Annotated in this window: 13 protein-coding genes and 1 pseudogene; all 14 read left to right on the forward strand. The window is 48.1% G+C overall.

All coding sequences use genetic code 11. The features are described 5' to 3' along the window. The first annotated feature begins 13 nt into the window (after positions 1 to 13). Positions 14 to 2,611: a fimbria/pilus outer membrane usher protein gene (locus IH404_RS04910; RefSeq protein WP_242462640.1), complete on the forward strand. Its 2,598-nt coding sequence runs from the start codon at positions 14 to 16 to the stop codon at positions 2,609 to 2,611. Positions 2,612 to 3,012: 401 nt separating this feature from the next. Beyond that, a complete protein-coding gene (locus tag IH404_RS04915) occupies positions 3,013 to 3,831 on the forward strand; it encodes a fimbrial protein (RefSeq protein WP_194440057.1) in 819 nt (272 codons plus the stop codon). A gap of 112 nt (positions 3,832 to 3,943) precedes the next feature. Next, a complete protein-coding gene (locus IH404_RS04920; protein WP_194440058.1) occupies positions 3,944 to 4,672 on the forward strand; it encodes a molecular chaperone in 729 nt (242 codons plus the stop codon). Positions 4,673 to 4,778: 106 nt separating this feature from the next. Further along, positions 4,779 to 5,759, forward strand: a pseudogene (locus IH404_RS04925) (IS5 family transposase). A 610-nt stretch (positions 5,760 to 6,369) separates the two neighbouring features. After that, the gene (locus IH404_RS04930; RefSeq protein ID WP_194440059.1) at positions 6,370 to 6,903 is read left to right on the forward strand and encodes a fimbrial protein; all 534 of its coding nucleotides are present in this window, start codon (positions 6,370 to 6,372) and stop codon (positions 6,901 to 6,903) included. A 120-nt stretch (positions 6,904 to 7,023) separates the two neighbouring features. Next, positions 7,024 to 7,305 (forward strand): fimbria/pilus periplasmic chaperone, encoded by a 282-nt coding sequence (locus tag IH404_RS04935; RefSeq protein ID WP_242462663.1) that lies wholly within the window; start codon positions 7,024 to 7,026, stop codon positions 7,303 to 7,305. A gap of 454 nt (positions 7,306 to 7,759) precedes the next feature. Next, the gene (locus IH404_RS27760; RefSeq protein ID WP_242462664.1) at positions 7,760 to 7,831 is read left to right on the forward strand and encodes a hypothetical protein; all 72 of its coding nucleotides are present in this window, start codon (positions 7,760 to 7,762) and stop codon (positions 7,829 to 7,831) included. Between the two features lie 215 nt (positions 7,832 to 8,046). Continuing rightward, complete coding sequence (locus IH404_RS04945) at positions 8,047 to 9,192, forward strand: fimbrial protein (protein ID WP_194440060.1); 1,146 nt, start codon at positions 8,047 to 8,049, stop codon at positions 9,190 to 9,192. 828 nt (positions 9,193 to 10,020) lie between these two features. After that, positions 10,021 to 10,524, forward strand: a complete 504-nt coding sequence (locus IH404_RS04950) for a CS1 type fimbrial major subunit (RefSeq protein WP_194440061.1) — start codon at positions 10,021 to 10,023, stop codon at positions 10,522 to 10,524. Positions 10,525 to 10,656: 132 nt separating this feature from the next. After that, positions 10,657 to 11,280, forward strand: a complete 624-nt coding sequence (locus IH404_RS04955; RefSeq protein WP_194440062.1) for a response regulator transcription factor — start codon at positions 10,657 to 10,659, stop codon at positions 11,278 to 11,280. Positions 11,281 to 11,283: 3 nt separating this feature from the next. Next, on the forward strand, positions 11,284 to 14,937 hold the full coding sequence (locus IH404_RS04960) for a transporter substrate-binding domain-containing protein (protein WP_194440063.1): 3,654 nt from the start codon (positions 11,284 to 11,286) through the stop codon (positions 14,935 to 14,937). Between the two features lie 142 nt (positions 14,938 to 15,079). Next, the gene (locus IH404_RS04965; RefSeq protein ID WP_194440064.1) at positions 15,080 to 16,288 is read left to right on the forward strand and encodes an EAL domain-containing response regulator; all 1,209 of its coding nucleotides are present in this window, start codon (positions 15,080 to 15,082) and stop codon (positions 16,286 to 16,288) included. 699 nt (positions 16,289 to 16,987) lie between these two features. After that, positions 16,988 to 17,527, forward strand: a complete 540-nt coding sequence (locus IH404_RS04970) for a fimbrial protein (RefSeq protein WP_194440065.1) — start codon at positions 16,988 to 16,990, stop codon at positions 17,525 to 17,527. A gap of 411 nt (positions 17,528 to 17,938) precedes the next feature. Beyond that, positions 17,939 to 18,361, forward strand: a complete 423-nt coding sequence (locus tag IH404_RS04975) for a hypothetical protein (protein ID WP_194440066.1) — start codon at positions 17,939 to 17,941, stop codon at positions 18,359 to 18,361. Positions 18,362 to 20,010: the final 1,649 nt, after the last annotated feature.

Below are 20,010 nucleotides of genomic sequence, written 5' to 3' on the forward strand. Positions count from 1 at the left end.
TTTCGGGTTACTTATGACGATGCTCTCTTTATTCCATTTCTTCTGGAAGGGCTCCTCTCGCTCTGATGCCAGTCCCTCAAGGAGGCGGGGTCAGAGGGTTGTGTTGGCTTGCGGCTCGTTCCTGGTGCTGCAAGTTTGGGCTGAAGAAGTTCAATTCAACGACGCATTTCTTCCCGCTGGGTCAAGTGGCATTGACTTGTCGCTCTTTCAAAGCGGCAACCCAGTGATGTCGGGGGAATATCGTGCTGATATTCTCGTTAACTCCACGTTGAACGGGCGCCAGGATATTCGAATCGTTTCCGACGACAAAGGTAAGAGCCCGAGAGTCTGTGTCAATATACGCTTGCTTGAGTTGATCGGAGTAAACATCACGATACTTTCACAAGAGGCGATGAGTGCGCTAATACCCGATAAAAGTTGTCCTGTCATAAGTGAAGTGATTGAAGGTGCTACAGCCTTTTTCTCGGCTGATACGCAGCAACTGGACTTCAGCATTCCTCAGATTGCCCTGCGTCGTAATGTCCGCGGTTACGTCAGCCCAGAGTTGTGGGATCGTGGCGTCAACTCGGCGATGCTTGGTTACGACTTCAACGCCCACCATAACAAGAACCACTCTGGTAATTATGACTCAGCCTACTTTGGGTTGAATACGGGACTCAATATGGGGAACTGGCGTCTGCGACATAACGGCTCGTTGAGCTGGCAGACGTTTTCGGGGGGGGAATACCAGAAGCTCAACACTTACGTTCAGCGAGATCTGACGGGCTTGAAGAGCCAATTAACCTTGGGCGAAGCGAATACCAATGGTGAGATATTCGACACGCTAGCCTATCGCGGAATTCAGGTTGCCAGCGACGATCGTATGCTACCTGATGCATTGCGTGGCTATGCCCCCGTGGTGCGCGGTATCGCCCGAACTAATGCCCGTGTCTCTATTAGTCAGGGCGGTAATTTGCTGCTACAAACGACGGTTTCGCCCGGCGCCTTTGTCATTGATGATCTGTACGCTACTGGTTATGGTGGTGATCTGCAGGTATCAGTGTTGGAGGCTGATGGTAGTGAACAGCACTTCAATGTGCCTTATGCCTCAGTGAGCCAGTTGTTGCGCCCAGGCACTTCACGTTTCAATATGACGGCAGGGGAGACACGTAATAATTTTATCAGCCAGCAAGCCAAATTGGTACAGGGCACTTACCAGTATGGTGTCGCCAATTCGCTGACTGGATACACGGGTGCCCAAGCCAGCCAAGACTACCTGTCGGTACTGGGCGGTGCAGCGTTCGGTACACCCATTGGTGCTATGGCGATTGACGTGACCCAAGCTCAGACAAAGCTATCATCCGGAACACGACAAGGGCAGAGTGTACGTCTTTCTTATAATAAAAACATACAAAGCACCGGTAGTAATCTCTCCCTTGCGGCGTTTCATTTCTCAACCAGCGGATATCTGGATTTCAACGACTCGGTTCTATTCAAAAGCGCCGAAGTCAGAGGCGATGATACTAGTCATTACGGGCGGCCCCGCAATCGATTGACCTTGTCCGTTGATCAAAGTCTCGACACCTGGGGGCATTTGTATTTGAGTGGTTTTACCCAGAACTATTGGAATCGCCCGAGCCAAGATGTGCAGTACCAACTCGGTTACAGTAAACAAGTTGGGAGGGTCAGTTACGGACTTAACATTAACCGTAGCCGCGCAGGGTTAGGGGAGCTGCAAAGTAGTCTGCTATTTACGCTTAGTATGCCTTTGGAGTTTGGTTCGTCTTACAGTAATCCTCCACAACTGTCGGCCCGTTTAGGTCGCGATAACCGAGGGGACTACAATCAGCAGGTGTCGGTAAGCGGTAGCGCTGGTGAAGATCGTGAGTACGGCTATAGCCTCACCGCAGATCGTGTTGGAGGGAGTCGTGCTACCAATACTTCGGTAGGCGGGCAATACATGAGCTCCAAGGTACGTTTAAATGGTTCTCTTAGTCAGGGTGATGGTTATAGCAATGCATCACTGGGCGGTGGCGGTTCTGTAGTGGTTCACCCACAGGGTGTGACATTGACGCCTTACACCGGTGAGACCATGGCCGTCGTCAGTGCGCCCGGGGCTGCGGGTGCAAAAGTGATGGGCTATCCGGGAATGCGACTCGACGGCAGTGGCAACGCCGTAGTCACTTACCTCCAGCCTTACCAGCTGAATGAGGTTGCCATCGACCCTGAAGGTACAGATCAAGGAGTTGAATTCAACGAAACAAGTAGGCAAGTTGCCCCCCGAGCTGGCGCGGTTGTGGCTGTGAACTTCGCAACTGTGCGCGGCGACGCCTTGTTGCTGAACGTTCGCTTGAAAGATCAGAGTCCACTACCGTTCGGGGCCAGAGTGATTGATGACGCCGGTAACCCGGTTGGTACTGTAGGGCAGGGCGGACAGCTGTATGCGCGAGTTAAGGAGGGCACCCAGCTCTTGCAAGTCAGTTGGGGGAGTGAGGACAGCCAGGCTTGTACATTGAGAGTCCCTGCGATGAAGGGCCACGGCGTGATGCAGAAGGGTAACGCTCTGTGCCTAAACGGTTCAGTGCTGACCGAAGTTGGAAATGGTGATCAGGATAAGAGTGTTGGATTATGATGGGCATGCCGGGCCCCTTCGCGTATACGCATAAAGAATCTCAAGTTGATAATGTTGATATAAAAAAAACTTCAGCCTTTAGATTAGTCATGGGTCTGATGTTGCTTGGGGTGCCCCTTATAACCTTGGCGGCAGATTGTACAGTGCATTCAGGGGCGCCTGGCCGAATAAAAATCCCACTGCAAGTTTCGAAACTTACCGTGCCGCGAGACATGCCAACTGGCACAGTAATTTACCAACAACAAATGAATACTGGGGCTCCGCCTCGTTACCGGTTAAAGTGCCCAGCAGGAGGTCCGCTGCCTGGGGACTTCGGAGCATCATATTCTATAACGCCCGGAGGGGGGCTAGTCGGGGGAGGCCTTGAAGGCGTTTATGAAACTGGAGTTAAAGGTATTGGAGTGAAGTGGGCTTTTTCCGGAGATGTATTAACATCAAACAGAGAAGATAGCTTGACGGGCTCATCACCTATTTGTGGCAACTATGGAGCAGAAGGTACGCCCGCAGGTTACTGTTTAACCGCAGCATTAAGTGCAATGAATGATTGGACCCGAGTGATAGTTAGTCTAATTAAGACAGGGCCTGTAGGGTCAGGTGTAATAGACGGTTCTGCGTTGGGTGAGTTTCAGAGAGATGTACGTGTGGAAGGTTATACTCCACAATTTACTTTGCAAGCGTCTATCACTGGACGAATTGATGTGGTAAGCCGTACCTGCAAAACGCCTGACGTGAATGTGCCAATGGGCAACTATAAAGTTTCGGATTTTCGTGGTGTCGGTGCGATGGTAGCTAGCATAAATTTCAATATAGAGCTATTAGACTGTCCCGGATTTCCAGGTAATTATCGGGCTGGTGCTGTATCCAGCGAGTTAGGTGTAGTAACCGCAGCACCTTTATCACCTAACTATATCAGTATCCAGATAGATCCTGTTATTCCGCCTATTGACGCGAGCGAAGGGATATTGGCGTTGACTCCAGGTAGCGCTGCGGCGAAGGGTATCGGGTTAAAAATTTCAAGGGTTGGAAACGTAAACGGGCCGATAATACTTTCGCAACTATTCCCGGCTGCAGGTGTTTCTTCAGGTGTTAGTGCGATAATGCTAGCAGACAGCACAACATCTGTTCCACTGAAATTTAATGTTGCTTACGTGCAAGTTGAAGAAATAGTAACTCCCGGTAAAGCCAATGCTGTGGCTACATACACAATTAACTACCGATAGCTAGCTCTGGGTTAGTGTAGATAGTAGGCCCTAGCTGTCTAGTGATCAGTTTGGTCTCGTTTTCTATACTGGATGTCTATAGCAGTTTAGATTCTATGCTGAGTAATTTATTTTGAGTTATTTATATTTGATCATCGCTTTTATTATTTCAGGTCAAGCCGCCAATGCTAATCCGCAAATCGATGTCGGTGAAATGTATAGCTATATTGAAAGCGACAAAATCTCTGTTGTTAAACATGTATTTAACTCGGGAGGGGGCAGTGATGCCTTGGTGAGAGTTGATGTGCTCGAGATTCTTTTCACTGTGAACGGTGTGCCAATAGAAATACCTATTAAAAATCCGCGTCAAAGTTTGATAGCAACCCCGAATCGATTTTTCGTTCCTGTGGGCGACTCGCGGGGAATAAGGCTGGCTTTTTCGGGTAAGCGAGATCATGAGCGGTACTTTAGGGTGCGTTTTAAGCCCTTAATACCAGAGCGATCTTCCAACTTTAAAGCAGCAGAGGATAAGTATGGTGTCAGTGAGAAGGCTCCCACTGTCAGTGTGAATTTGCTCGTAGGATATGGAACCGTACTTTTTGTGAGACCTACTGATACAGTATTCAATACCCTTATTAACGAAGACGTTCAGAGCTATATAATTGAGAATCAGGGTAATAGCGTAGTGATCGTTGATGCGTTCACGGATTGTCCGCAAGGGAAGCGCGCGCTTTGCAAGCCTGCAACGAAGCACCATCTATTACCTGGAAAAGACTTCAAGTTTGGAAAGCTATTGGGGCACGAATACCGCTTCACGCTCATTGAGGGGAGCAGTGTGAAAGATGTAATCGTGAGGGGGTAAGGCTCTTTGCAGTTTAATATTGAGGCGTGAAGAAATCGAAATGAACAGAACCATTAGGTATTCTCCGAACAGGTCTGTAGATGTGCTGAAATATGCCCGTCCCCTGATCCGAGCTACCCATGAGCCAGATGAGCTTTCCGAATGTGAATACGCGGGCAAGCGCAAGCAGGCACGCCGTGAATGCTTCCTCTCCGAGATAGATCATGTCGTGCCCAGGAGCGCTTTGCTAAAGCAGGTCGAACCTTTTACCCGAAGGCTGGCGGTGGTCGAAAACCCTATCCTCTGGAAACCATGCTGTGCATTCATCTGCTGCAAAACTGGTTCTCCCTGAGCGACCCAGTGATGGAAGAGGCGCTGTATGAAACCGTGCCTACATGCCAGTTCGCGGGTTTGACACTTATTGCGCCAATCCCTGAAGACACCACGATCATGATCTTCCGGCACTTGCTGGAGAAACATAAGCTCGCGCCTGCAATCCTCGCTGTCATCAATGGCTATTTGCAGGTCTGCCGCTGCGCCAGGGCACCATTGTATATGCGACCATTATTCTTCCCCCCATTTCGACAAAGAAAAAGGAAAGCACGAAGCCGAGATGCATCAAACCAAGAAAAGTAACCAGTATTTCTTCGATATGAAGGGCCATATTGGCGCTGATGCGGAGTCATGATCGGTTCATGATGTCCATGGCACTGCCGCCGATGTGGTCGATGTCATGCAGGTTGCCGAGCTGTTTCATGGCGAAGAAAATGCGGTATACGCGGATGCTGGATACATCGGGGTTGAGAAGTGTGAAAAGTATGAAAGTCGTGAGGTGATCTGGCAGATCGCAGCGCGCCGTAGCACTTATTCCAAGCTGAATTAAAGCAGTGTGCCTTCCAATATCCAAGCGCAAGATCGAGCACTGCGAAGCTCAGAGCGGGCCAAGGTCGAGCATTCTTTTCGACCGATCAAACGGCAGTTCGATTATAGGAAAGTACGCTTTCGTAGGCTGATGATAAACACAACTCAGTTGACTACGCTGTTTGCCCTGTCGAACCTGTGGATGGCTCGAAAGCAGCTGGTGGGTATGGGCGAGTTACGTGCTTAAAACGACGATGCGGGCAAGAACGCTCTCAATGCCCGATTCACCGTTGGCTTTTGAGCAAATAGTGGTGCGCTTCGAGAAAGTTGTGTCTGGCGGCCAGCATACGGCAAGTTGATCGGAGGATCCGTAGGTGGTTCGGCAGATTGTAGCTGTGTGCAACACCTACTCTAGAGATACAGCCATTTTGCGCCCGGACGGCTGAATTAGCAAAAACCTCAACTGGTGACGTGGTCGTCTTAAATTTATTGGAATGTCCCTAGCTGTCGCTATTCGTCCGTAACTGGGGGTTGATGTTTGTCCTCACTGTGTCTTGTTTTTTGAACGGTATGTAGTGTTTACCTTGCCTTTAGCGGCTTGCCAAACCACTCAGAGCATTACACTTAGCATTTTCTGGTGCGGGTGTAACCGGCTTTGGAGTAAGCAGCTCGCCAAGTCATGTAGGTGGTTTCTCTGTTGTTGTCGGATTCCCCCTACAGAATCTTAGGCGATCGGTAGGATCATTGAAGCAGCGAAATAGCTAAATTTTATCGGGGTGCAAGGCGTATGGCCACGTTGCGAAAGTGAGTGTACGCAGAGCATTTCCTACTGATATTTAAATTCTTTGAGGCAACTTATGAATCGTCCACACTTAGCCTTCGCAGCGTTGGCTTCCATATTCGTTATGTCAGGTGCCCATGCCGCGGATGGCACCATCAACTTTACTGGCGAATTGACTGCACAAACCTGCACATCGACGGTCAATGGCACTACTAGCGTACCTACCGTTACGCTGCCTAAACTCAGTACTGCATCGCTGGCTTCGGCAGGGGCCACGGCGGGCTCTACGAACTTTACCATTGAGCTAAGCAAATGCACTGGCACAATTGCAACTGCTGCCGCGATCTTTGAGGCTGGGACTGGCGTTGATCCAGTAACTAAAAACCTAGTCAATACCGGTACTGCCAAAAATGTGCAGTTCCAGTTGCTCGACTCCGCTGGCAAGGTAATTCGAGCTGGCGATACCGCGAGCCAAGTTTCTAATACTACGCGTACCGCAATGTCCGCCGGCACTGCCGTGCTGCCATATGCCGTGCAGTACGTTGCCAGCGGTGCTAGCACTGCCGGTACTGTAGTAGGTTCCGTCACTTACTCGATTAACTATCAGTAAACAGTAATTCCCAAGCGCATTTTGCTTTCATTTTTAGATGCGCTTGTGGTGCCGGGAGATAAGTGTATGTACGCTCGGTGTCTTGCTCTAATGGCGGGATTGTTATGCTGCTCACAAGCGATGTCTTCAGTGGTAATTACTGGCACTGGTGTGGTTTATCCTGCAGATAAGAAGGAGGTTACAGTCAAAATCAATAACGAAGGTGCTAATCCGGTACTTGTGCAGTCGTGGATTGATCAGGGGGATTCGTTCTCCACACCGTCTAGTTCTTCGGCCCCTTTTGTGATTTCGCCGCCAGTTTCGCAGGTGGATCCTGGCAAGGGGCAGAGTTTACGCCTGATGTGTACAGGCGCCCCATCACGGGCGCCAGGATATTCGAATCGTTTCCGGCGATTAATTTAAGAGCCGTAGAATCTGTGCCAACATACACTTGCTTGAGTTGACCAGAGTGGACATTACGATACTTTCACAAGGGGCGACGAGTTCGCTAATGCCTGATAAAAGTTGCCCCGTCATAAGTGAAGTCCCACGGGGCATGACGTCGACGCCTTACACCGATGAGACCATGACCGTTGTCAGTGCGCCCGGGGCTGCGAGTGCTAAAATGATGGGCTTTCCGGGAGTGCAACTCAGCCGCCGCGGCAATGCCGTAGTTACTTACCTGTAGTTTTACAAACCGAACGAGGTTGCCATTAACTCTGAAGGTACGGATCACGGTGTTGAATTGAACGAAACTAGCCGGCAATTTGCTCCTTGATATGGCGCGGTGGTGGCTCTGCTCTTCGCAATCTCACGCGGCGTCGCCTTATTACGGAGCGTGCGTTTGTAGGACCAAAGCCCATTACCTTTTGGGGCCATGGTGACAGACGAATCCGGAGAGCCGGTTGGCATTGTAGGGCTGGGGGGGGCAGTGGTACGCGCGGGTTAAGAACGGTACGCAACGCTTACAGGCCAACTGGGGCGGAGATAGTTATCAGCGCACTTTGCGAGTGCCAGCAATGAAAGCTCAAGGCCAAGTTCAGAAAGGTAGTGCACTGTGCCTTAGTGACTCGGTACTGACTGATGTCGGGTCAGGTGATCAGAGCAGGAGCGCAGGAATATGATGGGTGCTAAATTTTATTTCAGCAGGCTCCAGCTAAACAAGTGAACAAAGGTATTGGTGTGAGCGTGGTTTTTGTTCTGAAGTTAATAGTTCTAATTGTTGTTTTCTTATTTGCCGCGAGGTCTGAAGCAGCTGTCAGTTGCAACTACCTTAGTGAAGCAAAAAGTTTTAATGGTAATATGGCTTTACAAATCTCGAACATAGCCGTTCCTCGTGATGCGCCAAATGGCACAATACTTCACCAGCAGACATTTGTACAAAATGCTTCCGGTGTAGGACTTGAATGTACGGCACCCCCGGGTAAGGTTTACAATGTTTATCAAGTCGAGGGGTTAAGCGCAAGAAGCGACTATTATGGAGGGGGAAGTTATAAAGTCTACGAGTCTGGTGTTAAGGGGATTGGGGTCGCATGGCGTTTGTCTAACGATCCGAATAGCGCGATCGGCTCAGATCTAGTAGTTGATGAAGAAGTCTCGCCTGGTTGCACCCGTCAAGTGGATGGTCAGATCGCTCCAGAAGGAAAGTGTTTGATTCATTTAAGGGCCCTTACGAGTGCCGCGGTAGTTCTAATTAAGACTGGTCCCGTCGGCGAAGGTGTAATTAATGGCGGAAGGTTAGGGCGGCTTAAGTATTCTAGATTTATTGATGGAAGTGAAAAGTTTGCAATCTCGGAAGTCGGTGTGACGGGAAATATCAACGTGGTGAGCCGGACTTGCAAAACTTCTGATGTAATAGTGCAAATGGGTAGCTATAAAACGTCAGATTTCAATGGTCCAGGCTCTTTAGGTAAGGTGGTTGGGTTTGATATATCTCTAAGCGACTGCCCTGGCTTTCCTGGTACATATGGCGGGTGGAGCGCCTCTTCGGAGCTAGGTGTGGTGTCCCCTGTGAGTCTGGCGCCTAATACCATTAGTATTCGGGTAGACCCAGTCAATACGCCGTTTGATGCAGCTAAGGGTGTATTGAGTCTGACAGAGGGCGTGGATTCGGCAGCTGGTGTCGGTGTGCAGTTGCTAATTAGTTCTACACGAGCTCTACCACTATCACGAAACTTACTGATCGGAAGGCTGGATGCGGATGTCTCGACCTTCACCGTGACCCTTTTTGCTCGGTATCTGCAAACTGCTAACACGGTGATAGCAGGTAAAGCCAATACTGTCGCCACTTATACGATTATTTATCAATGAGACTCGTTGTATATGATAGCCATTTCTACATGCTATCGGTGGTAGTACGGAGTGTTGGGTGATGTCGATAAAGTTTTCATGTTTAACTCTATGTCTTGCTTTTCAAGTCGCATGGCTTTCTGTCTTTCGCAAATCGACGTAGGTGCTATATATGAACATCTAGAATAAGACAAAATTTGGTGTTAGGTGCATGTATAACTTGGGTGTGGGTGTTACTTTGGTCAGAGTTGGTATGTCGAAAATGGTTTCAGTGCAGGAGGAGTGCCAAAGGCATTTTACTAGACAAAGGCCCATGAGAGTTTGGTACCTGCACTGAAAGATTTTGTCGTGCTCGTGGGCGAGGCGAGTTATGTCAAATTCATTTTCTTGGGTGCGCGAGATAATAAGCGGTACTTCGAGTGCGCTTTATTCCCTTGCTGCAGGAAGAGGAAAATGATTCCTCAGTGGCAAAGTAGAGCTCTGAGGCCGTTGAGACTACACTAAATGTTAATATCAATCTGCTAATTGGGTGTGGGGCAGCATTATTTGTAGGGTTCACTGACGCAGTATTTTAAACCAGTATTAACGATGAAGTTAGACACTATAAAGTTGCGAGTGAGGAGATAGTGTAGGGATCGTGAGTCGTTCAGGGATTGGCCGCCAGGTAAGCTCGCGCGCTGCAAAGCCGCAATCAAGTGCCTCCTACTGCCCGGAAGAAGAGTCCAGTTTGAAAAGTAGGCTGATCATTAATGCCGCTTAGTCCTCATTGAGGGGGCAGCGCAAAAGACTTAATAGTATGAGAGTAAGTCTCATCGCGTTTTGATATCGCATAGGCGTTAAGGAATCGAGATGATTAGATTCATTAAGCGAGTCCTACTTTCAGGGGGACTGTTAATTTCGTTTTCCTGCGCATTGGAAGCAGGATCGGTAGCTGATCGCTGGGCCTACGGCATATCGTCGGTCAATGTTCTTCCCACTCAAGATTTCTATGTTTTGCCGGTAGATCCGCAGTTGCTCACCCAGCAACAGACATTAGAGTGGGATGGAGAGAAAGGCGACTTCCATCCATTTGGGGCGAGCTTTGATGTAAAGAGCACTGCTGGGGCGATTAGGGTCTATTTGGATACATCTGATATGAGCAGCAGGGCGGCTGAGGTAAGCCTCGTCGTGCAGCTCGACCAGAACAAGCTTTCCAGCACCGCGGTCGAGGTAGTCAATCAAGCTGATGCCCAAGCCGGTAAGCGAGTGTGGCTGAATATTTGGGCCGAACGTCCTGTTGGTGGCTATAAGGTTGGTGTCTATAGCGGAAACATCACGATGGTTTTTGACGCCGTCATGCCATTTGGCGCTTAACCACCTCCTGCTCGTAGGGAGCTAGTAGGGAACATCTGCCTGTGGTGTCGTTTTGTTGACTATATTGATATAGAGTTTTCTGACGCTCGTGCTGCGGCACGATGCATTACCCCCTTTTTTTGCGAGATTTACATGAAAGCAATCATAGTCGATGATCATCCGTTTATTCGCATTGCGATCAAGATGCTCCTTGAAAAAGAAGGCATGGAGATTGTCGGGTGCGCGTCTGATGGGATAGAGGCCATCCAGATGGCTAAGGACTCTATGCCTGACCTAATTATACTAGACATCGCCTTACCAAGGTTGGATGGACTGGAGGTTATTGGCCGTATCGGCACCTTGGGGTTGCACTGCAAGATCCTTGTGTTGACGTCCTTGAATGCTGAGTTCTACTCGATACGATGCATGAAGGCAGGGGCAGCGGGTTACTTGGCAAAAACCAGCGATATGGCTGACCTGAGCCGCGCTGTGAATGCTGTCATGTCCGGATATACCTTTTTTCCAAACCTAGCAATGAGTACGGTACGCCGCGATGACTCGGGCTCCAGCGATGAAAGTTTGATCCAGAAGCTGTCTGATCGTGAACTGTCGATCCTTCAGCAACTAGCACGCGGAATGACTAACAAGGAGATCAGTGAAGCGATGTTTCTCAGCAGCAAAACGGTTAGTACATACAAAGCTCGGCTGATTGAAAAGCTTAAGGTGAAGTCGTTGGTATATCTGGCTGACTTTGCTCGTCGCAACCATTTGATTTAACTCATGATTACTCTTCGTACAGTCATTTTCTCAGTTTTTTTGTTTGGTCAATGGATGTTGGGCGCGAGCGCATGGTCGTCTGATTCACTCACGCTCCTCAGTCGATCCAATGCTCAAGGGTTGACTGTGCCTCTGGCCGAAGAAGATTGGCGCTGGCTGCGCGTCAAGGGTGTTCTACGCTTGGGGGTTTCTGCTCCTGACTCAGCACCGATGGACATCACGTCAGATGATGCTTTTTACGAGGGGTACACTGCTGACTACATAGGTCTCCTTTCCGAGATGTTAAGTATTCGGATTGAGGTGATTCGTTACAATTCTAGAGCAGAGTCTATTGAAGCACTGAAGCAGGGGAAGATCGATTTACTAGGTTCTTCTACCGGTTATGAGTCTGCTGACCCGGACTTAGAGTTGTCACAAGCATACGGCGAGAGCCAGCCTTTGTTAGCCGTTAATTCCCGTTTTGGCGATCTTGAACTGGAGCCGACATTAAAAGGAAGGCGATTGGCGGTGTATGATCATTTCCTACCAGAAAGCATGATTAAAACTTTCTATCCGGATGCAGATATTAGACTGTACCCCTCGGAATTAAGCGCGTTAGGTGCTATAGCTTTTGGGCAAGCGGATGCCTTTCTTGGTGATGCCATTACCACCAGTTATCTGATTAATAAGTATTTTCCGGCCAACGTTCGGATTAATAGTTATGCGCAAATTCCGTATGATAATGTTGCGTTCGTGCTACTGCCTCAGAGTGAACCCTTGCGACGCATACTCAACAGCGCTCTCACATCTATTCCAAGTTGGAAAAATCTAACCATACTTCGTCGCTGGAGCGCTGGGGCAATCAATCTTCCGTGGCGACAAGCCGTGGATCTGAGTCCGCGAGAACGACGCTGGCTGGAAGGCCACTCACGCCTGAAAGTTGGCGTGTTAGATGGTTATCCACCTGCTTCATTTTTCAATCAAGACGGGCATTACAGTGGTGTCACTGAGGAGTTACTTGAAAAGATCACCGTCCGTACTGGATTAAACTTTGAGTTTGTGCGTATGCAAACGTTGGATGAGTTGAGCCGTGCGCTGCAAAATCGCGAGGTCGATATTATAGCGGGTTTCAATCGGGATACAGTCCAGGATGAGGCGTTTCGTTTTACTCGGTCTTATTTTGCTAGCCCGTTTGCCTTGATAGTTCGATCCGGACGAGTTGAAATCCGAGGCTTGCAAGACATGAGCGGTAAAGTGATAGCTATACGCAAGGCGCACACCCAGCGGCCTTATGTCGCCAAACATTACCCCGACATCAAATTGGTTGAAGTCGAGAGTGGCGCCGAAGGTATGGCATTAGTAGTAGATGGTAAAGTTGACGCATCCATCAATACTTTGATGAACGCAAATTATTTAATCCGTAAAATGGCCACTGATCAACTCAGAATTGTCGGGATTTTGGGGGACGACTCTGCGGAGTACGCCTTAGGGGTAAAGCGAGGATCGGTTGAGCTGTTTTCTATTTTGAACAAATCCTTGATGACAATTTCTCCTGAGGAATTTGACCAGTTGGCCAACCGTTGGCATTACGAAGTGACGATTGATGAGACTACTTGGCATCGCCATAGAGCTATTATAATTCAAGGCTTTATTTTTGCTGCTGTTTTACTATTGTTTGCTCTTTATTGGATACTATATCTGCGTAAATCAATTATGCGTAGAGAGCGTGCCGAGAAGGCTCTCAATGAACAAATGGAGTTCATGAGAGTTATGATTGACGGCACGCCGCACCCGATCTACGTTGGCGATCAAAAAGGTTTGCTGTTGATGTGCAACGCCGATTATTTGAATGCTGTGGAGCTCCGTCGCGAGGAGGTAATTGAGCGGCCGGTTGCTCAGGGCATCGCCGGATGGGATCAAGTTCTGCCTTATGAGCAGGCTTATGCGCGAGTGGTTAATGTCGGCGAGCCTCTACTCAAAGACTGCGTGGTTAGAGTTCAAAGTGGCAAGACATTCACCACTCAGCACTGGTTAGTACCATTTCGTGCCAGGGATGGCCAGATTAGAGGCGTGATTGCTGGGTGGGTCGATATTGGCGAACGCCACTCTTTGCTACATCAGCTTCAGGATGCAAAGGACGAGGCAGATCGTGCTAACCGTGCAAAAACATCATTTTTGGCTACTATGAGTCATGAAATTCGCACACCAATGAATGCGGTTATTGGCATGCTGGAGCTGGCGTTAAAGCGTGCTGATAAGGGGGTTCTAGACCGATTCTCGATTGAAGTGGCATCACGCTCTGCTCACGGATTACTTGACTTGATCGGCGACATTCTTGATGTAGTCAAGATCGAGTCAGGAAAACTGACTCTTTCGCCGCAACGTGCAAACTTGCGTACACTGATTGAGTCGGTGGTTCAGGTTTTTGATGGCGTAGCCCGGGCAAAGGGCTTGCAACTAATTCTAGAGTTCGACTCTCAAGCCAATGGCGATGTGCTAGTTGATCCGTTGCACTTCAAACAGGTCTTATCCAATCTACTAAGTAATGCTATTAAGTTTACCTTCCAAGGCTACGTACGCCTCGACTTGGGTGTCGTGCCCACGCCCGATGAGGGCAGGCTGGCAATCCGGCTTACGGTGTCGGACACAGGGCTTGGTATATCCGAGGACAACCAGAAAATACTGTTCAAACCTTTCAGTCAAATAAAGGACGGTGAGCAGGTAGTGCAACGTGGTTCGGGGTTAGGGTTGATGATCTGTCGCACACTATGCATTCTAATGCAAGGGGAATTGAACCTAACAAGCAAAGAGGGTGAGGGTACGCAGGTAGAGATTCTGCTGAGCCTCCTAAAACTTGATGCGTTGCCTGTGCAGACAAATACAATCGAAGTTGAAGATGATGATCGCGGCCCACTGCGGGTGTTGATTGTCGACGACTATCCGGCCAATAGAATTTTGCTTTCCCAGCAACTTAGTTATCTCGGACACACCGTGTCCGAAGCGGATGACGGCGCGCAGGGGTTGCAAACGTGGCTCGCCGGGCATTTCGATGTGCTTATAACTGATTGCAATATGCCGGTAATGAGCGGCTATGAGCTTGTAAGACGAATTCGACAGTTAGAGCTTGAACAGCAGGCCATCCCGTGTCTAGTGTTGGGCTTCACTGCCAATGCCCAGGAAGAAGAGAAGCGTCAGTGTTTGGAGGCAGGTATGGATGACTGTCTTTTCAAGCCCACTAGCTTGGCAGATTTGCACGCCAGCCTTCGCCTAGTTGAATCGAGGTATGTTGAGCCGCGGGCTGAACTAGTCGATGACTCTGACTCTATCGATCTCCGTGGACTTGAACAGTTAACAGGTGGAGATCGCAGTTCCATGTACAGATTGATATACGATTTGGCAGCCAGCAATGAAGAAGATTCGTCGCGCCTCGTCAAGCTATTCGGGGAGCAAGACCAGTCAGGGCTAGCGGAACTTGCCCATCGGATCAAAGGCGCAGCGAAGATTATCAAGTCCGAGCAGTTGATCTTGTACTGCGAACGCTTGGAAGTCGTATGTAAGGGCGATAAGGACGAAGCATTGGTTCAATCGGTCGATGATTTGCAGCGTGGCATGGAGAGACTATCTGTCAGGCTAAAGATCCTTTTAAAAGAACTAGAAATTGTCGACGTGTATTCCTGACGCGCTTTGGCCAAGGCTTCAAGATTGTGTAGGGGAATTCCTCTTTTTGCTCAGAAAAACCTTTCACTCCTTACTGAGACGCCCTACGGCAGCAAATTCAAATAAAGAGGATACTTGCGCTGTATCTTTAAGTAGGTGTCCAATGAACCCTTCCTCCATCACTATTCTCGTCTTAGAAGAGCATGCCTTCCAGCGCTCAATTGCACTAATGCTCCTGGAGCGGGCCGGCGATCTTAACGTGTTGAGTGCATCCTGCATCAAACAAGCCTTGCGAATCCTCCAAGGCGGGCAGCGCATCGATATTTTAATGTGTGACCTGCGGATGGATAGCATCGAAAGTCTGATGTTTTTGCGCCAAGCCAGGCAGAAACATCAGATGCCATCTATAATACTCAGTGGTTCATTGGGCGCTGAGCAGCAGTATGGAGTGGAGAGCTTAGTACCTCGGCTAGGCTTTGTCTTTCTGGGCACTTTAGACAAGCCATTGCAGCTAGAGCAACTGGTCCGTTTATTGTCCTTGTACCGACGTCAGCAAACTTCAGGGGGCATGGGCTCTACTTTATCCACGGTGGCAAGTGAAATCGCAGTAAGGCGAGCTTTTTCAGAGGGGCAAATTCAGTCATTCTACCAGCCAAAGTTTAACCTTCTTACGGATGAGATTGAGGGGGTCGAAGTTCTAGTTCGATGGCACCACCCACAACGAGGAATATTGTCGCCATACATTTTCATGCCGGTGCTGGAGCGTTGCGGTATGTTAAATGATCTGCTGTTCTCTCAGTTGCATCACGGGTTGGCTTTGCAGAAGAGCCTGAGGTCGCGTGGGCGTACCATGACTTTTGCTTACAATTTGGAAGTAGCCCAACTAGCAAGCCCCGACCTGATTCCCAGAGTGTCGGCCATTCTGAAAAGCCATTCTATGGACGCCGAAGGTCTGATATTCGAGCTTACGGAGCGAGGCACGAACGACGTACTAACGCACTATAGTGAGAGTTTGCGGCGCATTCAAATGTTGGGTTGCCGGCTATCTATCGATGACTTTGGAACTGGTTTCTCTTCATTGCAACGCTTGTGTCAGACTCCCTTCAGTGAAATTAAACTTGACGGCGAGATGGTTAGAAGTGCAATTCATGATGTTCGAGTTAAAGCTGTGCTTCAAGCAATGATAGTACTTGGGAATACGCTTGGTATCTCGGTTATTCTCGAAGGTATAGAGACTGAAGAGCAGCGCCAGACACTTATCGACATAGGGGGGGTTACCGGGCAAGGATACTTGTGCGCCAGGCCTATGAGCTCAGGAAGTCTGCTGCAATGGTTTGAGCGACAGAAATATTCAGAGGCAGAGTGCATCTAATCATCGATCTGTTTTAGCAGTGGAATCTGGGCAATGTTTTTTCGTTAAAACTTGAATATTATCGGAGGGCTATACATTTTCATGGTAATATTTGTGTTATGACAGGTTCGCGCCCATATGTGATAACAGTTGATATCGATTTTGTATGCAGTTTTAGAACGGAAGTAAAATTATTTCAAACTAAATCGTAACGGACGATCCAGGCGCTGGTCTCTGAGGCTGCTATTCGTTGATGCTGGGTGTGAATTTGTTCTGACCGAGGTGCTGGTTAACGGAGTAAATGCAGATTGCAGTACTTTGTTTCTCTGCGGATGCGAACGCATCCATATATGGGTCAGATTTGCATTGAGACTTTAGCCTGGTGCGGTTTTGGCAATCGGGGCGGCGCGCTTGGTGCGCTCTTGGATCCTGTACCTTGAGGTGTCTGGAATAGAATGTCGTATTGATTGCGCGAGTCCCCATTATAATTTAAGTACATACTTCGTCTTCCTCTTGCAGTTCTGGGTATGGATCTTGGCGTGATGGTTACAAGGAATTAGTACGAGAATTATCTGTGGAGAATGACTCGAGCTCGTTATATTTTTCCTACGTGTATATGGGCGATTTCTGTCTAGGAAGGGTATATGAGGGGATTTTTGCGTGCGGTATTTTGTGTTTGGCTTTCTCATCTCATATTTTGATAATTTCTAAGGGGTCTATGTGAACTATCTTTCAGCTTCTACGTTGATGATTATATTACTCGCTGCGCCTGTGATCCATGCGTCTGAAGGAACGGTTAACTTTGACGGCGCGCTGGTCTCAAGGAGCTGTAGCTCAACTGTAAACGGAGTTGCTGGTATACCTAATGTGAAATTGCCTAGATTGAGCGTAGAAGCTCTAAGCACAAAGGGAGAAACGGCAGGCCGTACTGAATTAGAGATTGGATGGACTTGTCCTGGAAATGCGGTTCTTGGTTCAGTGCTCGTGTACTTTGAGGGTGGTTCAAGAATTGATTCCCAGACAAATAATATTATTAATGCTGGAGGTAGTGCTACGGGTGTGCAACTTCAGTTGCTTGATGTCGAAGGTAAAAAGATAGACATCGGTAGTTTGAATCAGACGGCGGGTATAAGGAAGTTGGAGACGAGAGGCCCAGGTGTCTTTCTGATGCAGCAGTATTACGTTCAATATTATGCTAACGCGAAAGTTACTCCTGGCACGGTTGTAGGATCTGTTACATATTCCATGAATTATCAATAGTTTTAATGAGTGGGGCACTGCTTGCGTCAAGGTTGTCGATGTAATTCAGGCAGGCCAGAAAGTCGCAGTCCAGATCATCGACCTGCGCTGAAATAGTATTCAAAGTCTGGTTTTTCTGTGCCGACCATGGGAACTCGTCGCGTACGTTCCTCATCAGGACGGAGGGAGTTCATCTAAACTACAGCTTAGCGTTAGACGTTGATTGAGATGAGCGGTCATATCAGCCGAGGTTACTTCTGCGAACGCTGCTATGATCGCGACCGCGACAAACCTATCTTTGGGAAGTCGCGCTACTGCAAGATTTCAGGATGATAATTCGCTTCGTCTAATACTTGAAAAAACGACGTGTATTTTTCACTTATATTAATTATAGCCGCAAATCTTCGATGTGCGACTTGGTGGTAGAGCTTTATGGGAAACAAACAGCTAAGGGTAATGATCCTGGAGGCGGACTTCCTTCAGCGTCTGGGTATAGAGAAAATGCTCAACGATCTCGGCTATTATGCCGTAACAGCAATGACCTCTGGAAGAGAGGTGTTTTCGGTATTACGTTATGCTACTCAAGCATTTGATCTGGTTATCGCCAACGGTGATTTGGTGGAAGAGTCAGGTATCGATTTTCGGATAGGGTGTGATCTTCATCCACTCGTTCACCATATGCTGATCTATGAGTCCGCTGTCCCTGTGTTCGAGCCTGCCTTGAGCTATCGTGCACAGGCTGTTCAATCGATATTATCTCACCCTCCCGATATTCGTACAATGCGTTATCTGATGAGAACTATTGACAGCGAGGCGCTACCACCGCTTACTGCCGTTACGCCTGGTGATAACTAAAAGTATTAGACGGTAGGGCGTGCCTCTCATAATTAGAGCGACGCTGTTGGCACATATTTGGATTCGAAATTGGGAATGTAGATTCGCAGGATGCGAGGAAGCGTCATTATTGAGTCACGAGTGGGGGCAATGCTGAACGAGTCTTGGAGTGGCTGGCGAGGGGCTAGCTTATAAAGCTTTAGATGCAAAAATAGTAGGGATAGGAACTGATTTCTTCGGATTCTTCTGGTCATGTCTCGGCCCTGTCTGACTATTGTAGTATTGCCAAAGAGCTAGATCTGTTCTTTGCGCGCTCCCAATGGCGTTCCTTGAAGGGGTCGTTTAGAGTGTTTGGTGGGTCGTATATATCTCGTGGCTAAATTGCTATTGGCTACACTTTCTGCACCTATAGCGTTTGTAACTCGTAAGGTTAATTTATAATAAGGTTAGCCTTTTCCACATGCTCTGCTGATACTGTTGCTGGCAAAGCCTCTACATAGGTAAAGTGATCCAAGTTTTGAACTGGCTAGAGTAAGTTTGGAGTCGCTGCCTATTGTAATTGACGCCCGAATGGTAATTGCTTCGAAATTCTCCAATCATTTTTTGAGTATAAGTTAGTGGCTGTATTAGCCTGCTTTGAAAGTGGTCTAGGTTTCGATTTTATGTCAAGATATTCTTGACATTAACGAGGCCGCTAAAAGAGTGCGACTTCAATCGCTTGACGCTGATAATGAACTAGCAGAATAGGTCATAGTTAACAGTCGATCGGAGTAGTGACATGTTGTTATATGTTGTCCAGTGCTACGAAATTAATAATATCGTTCACGGTAAATAATTGATTCGGTTGCTTGCTCAAGTCAATGTCAGTGTTTATGGGCGGGGGATGTTTTAATTTCTTAGATTTGCTTGGATTGGCGTTTATAGTTGGTACTTTGTTGGGGGGGTATATGTATACTGCTTAATTTAATGTTGTCGCTTCGTTGTTGTCGTTTGCTTAGCTATTAAAATGCTCAACATTGCGCTCGGAGCAGGATACTTCAGTGAGTTAGAACAAAACTCATTTAAGCCTATAGCTAAATTATGGCTGTGGCGCGCTGGGCCATCGCTGCATCTCCGGATCTTGGTGAAACTAAATAGTTTGATTTTGTGCCGCGGCGATCTGAACCATACAAATGACTGAAAAGCTACAGGCTAGGGCGCGCTAATTAACAGGTGTAGATATTGCGTTAAAGCCTTTTTATGACTTCTCGGAAAGTTGTGCCTGTAAGATATTACAGTTAACTGTCGTTGGGATTTGTTGATTACTATGTTCTGCTGCTTGATCTGCAATTCATCCCATAAGAGATATATGTTTGTTGGGGCTATTTGAATTTTCCTGTGGTGAAATTCTTCATATGTAATGACTCCGGCATCGGCCAAAAGCAGCAGTGACTACAGAGTCAACTTGTCCCTGCCAACTTTCACTAGTGTTTCCGTGGATGCTATCTATCAAATCAGGTATCCAAACTGGCTCCGACCACTTTGCCGGCTCGGTAACAATCGTTCTAAAAATCAAGGCCCAGCCTCAATAAATCTAATTGCAGTTCTCCCGGGGTTATATGACTTTTCTAACTTAGTGCCATTTAGCTTCGTGCGGGTGAACTTGGGCCGTTGCAATCCAGCAATCGGCT

The sequence above is a fragment of the Pseudomonas sp. OST1909 genome (assembly GCF_015277575.1).
Taxonomy (GTDB): Bacteria; Pseudomonadota; Gammaproteobacteria; order Pseudomonadales; family Pseudomonadaceae; genus Aquipseudomonas; species Aquipseudomonas synxantha_A.